The sequence below is a fragment of the Brevirhabdus sp. genome (assembly GCF_052826345.1).
This window is the reverse complement of sequence record NZ_JBRBUA010000047.1, coordinates 1-7710: the sequence shown is the minus strand read 5'-3', so window position 1 is coordinate 7710 and position 7710 is coordinate 1. Positions and strand designations below refer to the sequence as shown.

The window sequence follows — 7710 nt, the reverse complement described above, 5'->3', positions numbered from 1 at the left end:
TCGCGCCGCTGGCCTTCATGCGCGGGCGCACGCTGTCGAACGCCTTTGTCGTGCTGGACGAGGCGCAGAACGCCACCGCCATGCAGATGAAGATGTTCCTGACCCGTCTGGGCGAGGGGTCGCGCATGGTGATCACCGGCGACCGCACGCAGGTGGATCTGCCGCGCGGGATGCAATCGGGGCTGAGCGACGCCGAACGGCGCCTGAAATCCATCGACCGGATCTCGTTCAATTACTTCACCGCCAAGGACGTCGTGCGCCATCCGCTCGTCGCGCGCATCATCGAGGCCTATGACGAAACCGATGCCTCCGCTGGTTGAAACCCTTGTCGAGGAAACGCGCTGGCGGGATTTCGGCATCGAGGGCCTGGCCGAGACGGCCGCGCGGGCGACGCTCGCGGCGCTGGGCATGCGCCCCGAGGACTGGCAGATCGGCTTGCTGGCGTGCAACGACGCGCGAATCGCCGAACTCAACGCCGATTTCCGCGGCAAGGCCAGCGCGACCAACGTGCTCTCCTGGCCTTCGGACGAACGGGGCGCGGCGGAAGACGGCGCAATGCCCGACATCCCGGACCCGTCGCGGGACTGCACCGCCATCGCGCGGGACCCGGAGCTCGGCGATATCGCGATCGCCTATGAAACCTGCATGAAAGAGGCTGCCCAACAGCAGAAAACCGCACAGGCGCATGTGACGCATCTGCTGGTGCATGGCGTCCTGCATCTGTTGGGATATGATCACATCCGCGACCGCGATGCCGAACTTATGGAAAAGCAAGAGGTCGAGATACTTGCCAGCCTGGGGGTGGCAGACCCATATGTAAGGCGCGGGGCATGACCCCGGCCGCTTTGGAAAGGACCGATGGGCGACCAGAACGACGGGTCTTCTAGCGCAGCGCAAGGCGCGCAGGACCGAACCGAGGATGAGAGGCAAGGCCTGTGGCGCCGCTTCTTCTCCTCCTTCTCAGCGAATGATGCCGAAGCCGATCATGCGGAAAATGGTCGTGCCTATTCGAACGGCGCGCCTCATGGGGCCGCCTCCGTGGGCATGGTGAACCTGCGGCGGATGCGGGTGGAGGATGTGGCGATTCCCAAGGTGGAGATCGTCGCCATTCCCGAGGACATCAAGAAGGATGAGCTTGTCGCCGTCTTTCGCAAAAGCGGGCTGACGCGGTTGCCGGTCTACAAGGGCACGCTGGACACGCCGCTGGGCTTTGTCCACCTCAAGGATTTCGCGCTTCGGCATGGGTTCAACGGCAGCGGCAATGGCGGGCGGTTCTCGCTCAAGCCGATGATCCGGCCGCTGATCTTCGCGCCGCCCAGCATGGGAATCGGTGTGCTTTTGCAAAAGATGCAGACCGAGCAGCTGCATATGGCGCTGGTGATCGACGAATACGGCGGTGTCGACGGGCTGGTCACCATCGAGGATCTGATCGAACAGGTCATCGGAGAGATCGAGGACGAGCACGACGCCGCCGAGGGCCAGCACTGGAAGCTGGAGGAGGCGGGCAGCTACGTCGTCAAGGCGCGCGCGCCGCTCGATGAATTCGAGGCCGAGATCGGGTTGAAGCTGTCCACCCCCGAAGATGACGAGGAAATCGACACGCTCGGCGGGCTGGTCAACATGATGACCGGCCGGGTGCCCGTGCGCGGAGAGATGATCCCCCACCCCACGGGGGCGGAATTCGAGATCATGGATGCAGATGCGCGCAGCATCAAGCGGCTGCGCGTGCGTCTGCCGGGATCGGACTGAACGCGCGTGAGGTCGCTCAAGGGTATTTTGGCGGATCTGCCATCGGGCCGCAGGCAGACGCTTTTCGCGCTCTCGGGGGGCTTGGCCGCGCTGGGGCAGGCGCCCTATTCGCTGATGCCCGTCTCGCTTGCCGGGATGTTGCTGGCGCTGGTGCTGTTTGCGGGCAGCAGGCGGCCGGGCTGGTCGGGGTGGCTGTTCGCAACCGCCTATTTCATGGTCTCGCTCAGCTGGCTGGTGGAGCCGTTTCTGATCGACCTCGCGCGCAACGGCTGGATGGCGCCCTTTGCCTTGATCGGCACGGCCGGGGGGCTGGCGCTGATCTATGCGTTCTATTTCCGTCTGGCCCATTGGCTGAGGCCCTCGCCGTTCCTGATGGCGCTGGCCGTCGTGGCGGCGGATCTGACGCGGTCCTACTGGCTGACAGGCTTTCCCTGGGCGCTGTTCGCCTATGGCTGGGTGGACTGGCCCGCGCTGCAATGGGCGGCCTGGATCGGGCCGCACGGGCTGAATCTGATCACGCTGCTGGCGCTGGCCGCGATTGCCGCGGTGCTGGTCGATTGGCGTGGCGGCTGGCGCGCGGTCGGCGGGCTGGCGCTGGCGGTGGCCGCGCTGGCGGTGGTGGCGCTTGCCGGTCTTTTGCGCCCGGTCCCGCCGCTCGCCGCCGCTATGGCGGAGGCGGAGGCGGCCGACCGGCCGGTCGTGCGCCTGATCCAGCCCAACGCCCCGCAACATCTGAAATGGGATCCCGAGTGGATTCCGGTGTTCTACAAGCGACAGCTCGACTACACTGCCGCCCGCCTCCAGGGGCGCCCGGCGCCGGATCTGATCGTCTGGCCCGAAACCTCCTTTCCCGGCGCGATCCGCAGCGCGTCCGACATCCCGCCCGAAATCGTTGACGCGGCCGACGGGGTGCCGGTGATTTTCGGCAGCTTTCTCGAGACGGCGGAGGGGTTCTACAACGGCGCCGTCGCGATGGGGCCCGACGGCAGCATCGTGGATACCTATCGGAAACACCACCTCGTGCCGTTCGGGGAATACCTGCCTTTCGCGTCGCTGTTCGAGAAATTCGGGCTTCAGGCGCTGGCGAGCCTTGCGCCCGGGGGCATGGACAGCGGGCCGGGGCCGCGCACGCTCGATCTGACGTCGACCGGACATTCCGCGCTGGGCCGGGTGCTGCCGCTGATCTGCTATGAAGCGATCTTTCCGCAGGATCTGCGCGTCGACGGCCCGCGCCCCGACTGGCTGTTGCAGATCACCAATGACGCGTGGTTCGGGCGGTTTTCCGGGCCCTACCAGCATCTGGCGCAAACGCGTTTTCGTGCGGTCGAGCAGGGGCTGCCGCTGCTGCGCGCGGCCAACACCGGCGTCAGCGCCGTGATCGACGCGTCCGGCCGGGTGCTCAGGTCGCTGGAACTGGGCGGCGAGGGGTTCATCGACGCGCGGCTGCCCGCCCCGCGCGCGGCGCCGCTTTATGCGCGCACCGGCGACTGGCCGGTGCTTGCCGCGCTGATCGCCGCCTGGTTTGGCGCGCTGGGCCTGCGCCTGAGACGGCAGCAGGATCGGCAGCAGGATCGGCGGCGGGCCAGGAATTCCGTTGACGTTGCGACAGACGCGCCATAGACCGCTGGGATGCCTCCGCAACGGCTTCCTGGCGCGGATGGCGAATTTGAATGGAGCGTTATCCCCTATGTCACGTAAGAACTATCTTTTCACTTCGGAATCCGTATCCGAAGGCCATCCCGATAAAGTCTGCGACCGTATATCCGACGCGGTGCTGGACGCGCTGCTGGCCGAGGAAGCGGAGGCCCGCGTCGCATGCGAAACCTTCGCCACCACGAACCGCGTGGTCATCGGCGGCGAGGTCGGTCTGAACGACCAGGTCAAACTGAAGGACTACATGGGCCGCATCGAGCAGATTGCCCGCGATTGCGTGCGTGACATCGGGTATGAGCAGGACAAGTTCCACTGGAACACGGTCGAGGTTTCCAACCTGTTGCACGAGCAGTCCGCCCATATCGCGCAGGGCGTCGACGCCGCCGAGGGCAAGGAAGAGGGCGCCGGCGATCAGGGCATCATGTTCGGCTTTGCCGTCAACGAGACGCCCGAGCTGATGCCCGCGCCGATCAGCTATGCCCATTCGATCCTGCGCAGGCTGGCCGAGGTGCGCAAGAACGGCACCGAACCGGCGCTGGGCCCGGATGCCAAGTCGCAGCTGACGCTGCGCTACGAAGACGGCGTGCCGGTGGAGGTGGCCTCGATCGTGCTGTCGACCCAGCATCTGGACGAGAGCCTCAGCAGCGCCGATGTGCGCGCCATCGTCGAGCCCTATATCACCGACGAGCTGCCGTCGGGCTGGCTGACCGAGGCGACGGAATGGTGGGTCAACCCGACCGGCAAATTCGTCATCGGCGGCCCCGACGGCGACGCGGGGCTGACCGGGCGCAAGATCATCGTGGATACCTACGGCGGCGCGGCCCCGCATGGCGGCGGCGCGTTTTCCGGCAAGGATCCGACCAAGGTGGACCGCTCGGCCGCCTATGCCGCGCGTTATCTGGCCAAGAATGTCGTGGCCGCCGGTCTGGCGCATCGCTGCACGATCCAGCTGTCCTATGCCATCGGCGTGGCCAAGCCGCTGTCGATCTATGCCGATTTCCACGGCACCGGCGAGGTCCAGGAAAGCGAGATCGAGCGCGCCATTCCCAAGGTCATGGATCTGTCGCCCCGCGGCATCCGCAAGCATCTGGACCTGAACCGCCCGATCTATCAGCGCACCGCCGCCTATGGCCACTTCGGCCGCCCGGCCGAGGCGGACGGCGGCTTCAGCTGGGAACGTACCGATCTGGGCGAGGCGCTGAAAAAGGCGATGTGACACCCGGTCGTGACGGTGGCGCGGCCCCCGCAGGGGGTTGACCCGCCGCGCGCAGACCATAGTAAAGGCCCCGCAACGCAGCCGGGGCCTTTTTTCATGCGAGACAAACACGACAACGGCGCGCCCTGGCGCAACTTTTACGGCCGACGCAAGGGCAAGCACCTGCGCGACAGCCAGCAGGATTACCTGGATCAGGATCTCGCGGCCCTCAGCCCCGGCGCGGTGGCGTGGGACGAAAACCCCGACCGGACGCCGCTGGATCTCAATGCCCTTTTCGGCGGGCGGCCGGTGTGGCTGGAAATCGGGTTCGGCGGCGGCGAGCATCTGGTGCATCAGGCGGCCGCGAATCCCGACGTGGGGCTGATCGGCTGCGAGCCCTACATCAACGGGGTCGCGATGCTTCTGGGCAAGATCCGGGCGGCGGGGGTGGATAACCTGCGGGTCCACCCCGGCGACGCGCGCGATCTGTTCGACGTGCTGCCGCCCGCCTCCATCGACAGGGCCTTTCTGCTATACCCCGATCCCTGGCCGAAAAAGCGCCACCACAGGCGCCGCTTCGTCACGCCGGAGCATCTGGCGCCGCTGGCCCGCGTGATGCGCCCCGGCGCGCTGCTGCGGGTGGCCACCGACATTCCCGACTATGTCCGCCAGACGCTGGAGGAAGTGCCGCGACAGGGCTTTGCCTGGCTGTGCGAGCGGCCCGCCGACTGGCGCGCGCCCTGGGGGGATTGGATCACCACCCGCTATGAGGCCAAGGCCCTGCGCGAAGGCCGGGTGCCGCATTACCTGACGTTTCGCCGGATGTGACCCGCGGCTTCGCCTTCGGCGAGGATATTTGCGACCAGAAGAAGCGGGCCGCCCGCCGGAGCAACTGGGATTTACCCCTGTCGGCGGAGCGGGTATCACCGCGCAAAGCAATCGAAAGGGATCCGATATGTCCGCGCATGGAGAGGCTCAGCCGATGATCTCCCGCCGCTCGGGGGGGCTGCAAGGCCGCGCCGAAGTGCCGGGCGACAAGTCGATTTCCCACCGCGCGCTGATCCTGGGGGCGCTGAGCGTGGGCGAGACGCGCGTGCGCGGCCTGCTGGAAGGCCAGGATGTGCTGGATAGCGCGAAGGCGATGGCCGCCTTCGGCGCGCAGCTCGAGCGGAAGAGCGATGGCGTCTGGTCGGTGCAGGGCGTGGGCGTCGGCGGCTTTGCCGAACCCGACCGCATCATCGACTGCGGCAATTCGGGCACCGGTGTACGCCTGATCATGGGGGCGATGGCCACCACCGCCATCAGCGCGACATTCACCGGCGACGCGTCGCTCAACAAGCGTCCGATGGGACGGATCAGCGAGCCGCTGGCGCTGTTCGGTGCGCGCGCCTACGGGCGTCGCGGCGGGCGGCTGCCGATGACGATCGTCGGCGCCGCCGATCCGGTGCCGGTGCGCTATGCGGTGCCGATGCCCTCGGCGCAGGTGAAATCGGCGGTGTTGCTGGCGGGTCTCAATGCCCCCGGCGAAACGGTGGTGATCGAGAAAGAGGCGACGCGCGATCATACCGAGCGGATGCTGACGGGATTCGGTGCCGCGATCTCGACCGAACAGACGGCCGAGGGCCGGGTGATAACCCTGCGCGGCCAGCCCGAGCTTTTGGCGCAGGACATCGAGGTGCCGCGCGATCCGTCCTCGGCGGCCTTTCCCGTTGCCGCGGCGCTGGTCGTGGAGGGCTCCGACGTGCTGGTGCCCAACATCGGGCTGAACCCGACGCGGGCGGGGCTGTTCCAGACCCTGCGCGAGATGGGGGCCGATCTGGTGTTCGAGAACGCCCGCGAAGAGGGTGGCGAGCCCGTGGCCGACCTGCGGGCGCGGTTTTCCGCGCTGCGCGGCATCGAGGTGCCGCCCGAGCGTGCGGCCTCGATGATCGATGAATTCCCGATTCTGTCGGTGGTGGCAGCCTTTGCCGAGGGCACCACCGTGATGCGCGGCGTCAAGGAGCTGCGGGTCAAGGAAAGCGACCGGATCGACGCGATGGCCCGCGGGCTGGAGGCCTGCGGCGTGCGCGTGGAGGAGGACGAGGATACGCTCATCGTGCACGGCATGGGCGCGGACGGCGTGCCCGGCGGCGGCACCTGCGCCACGCATCTCGACCACCGCATCGCGATGTCGTTCCTGTGTCTGGGGATGGCGTCGCGGGCGCCGGTCACCATCGACGACGCGGGGGCGATCGCGACCAGCTTTCCGGTCTTCGTGCCGTTGATGCGCGGGCTGGGCGCGCAGCTGGAAGAGGTCGCGCCGTGAAGGTCGAAACCGCCGCCGACGGCAGCCCGCGCATCGCGATTTTCACCGTAGCCATCGACGGGCCCGCGGCGGCGGGCAAGGGCACGATTTCGCGGGCGCTTGCCGAACGCTTCGGCCTGTCGCATCTGGACACCGGCTTGCTTTACCGGGCCACCGGGCGGCGTGTGTTGCGCGGCGAGCCGCCCGAGCAGGCGGCGCGGTCGTTGAGTTCCGACGACCTGACCGCGGGCGATCTGCGCACGCCGCAGGTCGCGCAGGAGGCCAGCCGCGTGGCCGCCATGCCGACCGTGCGTGAGGCGCTGGTGGCGTTTCAGCGGTCTTTCGCGCAACGCGCGGGCGGTGCGGTTCTGGACGGGCGCGACATCGGCACCGTGATATGCCCCGAGGCGGATCTGAAGCTGTTCGTCACCGCCAGCGACGCGGTGCGCGCCGCGCGTCGGCACCGGGAACTGGTCGCGGCGGGTCACGATCTGACGCTGGAGCAGGTCCTCGCCGATCTGCGCGACCGCGATGCGCGCGACGCCGCGCGCGATGCCGCGCCGATGGTCGCCGCCCGTGATGCGCTCTTGCTTGATACGACGGAGTTGTCTATAGACGCAGCCGTCGACAAGGCGGTCAATGCCATAAAACAAAAGCTGGAGCAGGGTCGGAAGTAACACCGGCCCTTCCTGTGTTTGGCGCGATCCCGCAGATGACCAACCCAAAGACCCGCGGAGACAACCGTGAGGCCGGAATAGCATGTGAAAAAGGACCGAAACATATATGTGCGCTAAAGCAACGATGGAGGAATTCGAAGCCCTCCTGAACG

The 7710-nt window shown here is 67.3% G+C and carries 8 protein-coding genes and 1 riboswitch; all 8 genes read left to right on the top strand.

Annotated features, from left to right (window positions below; all coding sequences use genetic code 11):
- Positions 1-320, top strand: a 320-nt coding sequence (locus ACU0BR_RS06100; protein WP_446155959.1) for a PhoH family protein, incomplete at its 5' end; no start/stop codon positions are given.
- Positions 304-834 (top strand): rRNA maturation RNase YbeY, encoded by a 531-nt coding sequence (gene ybeY, locus ACU0BR_RS06095; RefSeq protein WP_446155958.1) that lies wholly within the window; start codon positions 304-306, stop codon positions 832-834. The genes ACU0BR_RS06100 and ybeY, both read left to right, overlap by 17 nt.
- Positions 835-858: 24 nt before the next feature.
- The gene (locus ACU0BR_RS06090; RefSeq protein ID WP_446155957.1) at positions 859-1749 is read left to right on the top strand and encodes a hemolysin family protein; all 891 of its coding nucleotides are present in this window, start codon (positions 859-861) and stop codon (positions 1747-1749) included.
- Between the two features lie 6 nt (positions 1750-1755).
- Complete coding sequence (gene lnt, locus ACU0BR_RS06085) at positions 1756-3369, top strand: apolipoprotein N-acyltransferase (protein WP_446155956.1); 1614 nt, start codon at positions 1756-1758, stop codon at positions 3367-3369.
- A gap of 9 nt (positions 3370-3378) precedes the next feature.
- Positions 3379-3427: riboswitch (SAM-SAH riboswitch) on the top strand.
- Positions 3428-3436: 9 nt separating this feature from the next.
- Complete coding sequence (metK, locus tag ACU0BR_RS06080) at positions 3437-4618, top strand: methionine adenosyltransferase (protein ID WP_446155955.1); 1182 nt, start codon at positions 3437-3439, stop codon at positions 4616-4618.
- A 96-nt stretch (positions 4619-4714) separates the two neighbouring features.
- Complete coding sequence (trmB, locus tag ACU0BR_RS06075; RefSeq protein ID WP_446155954.1) at positions 4715-5425, top strand: tRNA (guanine(46)-N(7))-methyltransferase TrmB; 711 nt, start codon at positions 4715-4717, stop codon at positions 5423-5425.
- Positions 5426-5552: 127 nt separating this feature from the next.
- Positions 5553-6902, top strand: coding sequence for a 3-phosphoshikimate 1-carboxyvinyltransferase (gene aroA / locus ACU0BR_RS06070; protein ID WP_446155953.1), 1350 nt, complete (start codon positions 5553-5555; stop codon positions 6900-6902).
- The gene (locus ACU0BR_RS06065) at positions 6899-7558 is read left to right on the top strand and encodes a (d)CMP kinase (RefSeq protein ID WP_446155952.1); all 660 of its coding nucleotides are present in this window, start codon (positions 6899-6901) and stop codon (positions 7556-7558) included. Before aroA ends, ACU0BR_RS06065 begins: the two co-directional genes overlap by 4 nt.
- Positions 7559-7710: the final 152 nt, after the last annotated feature.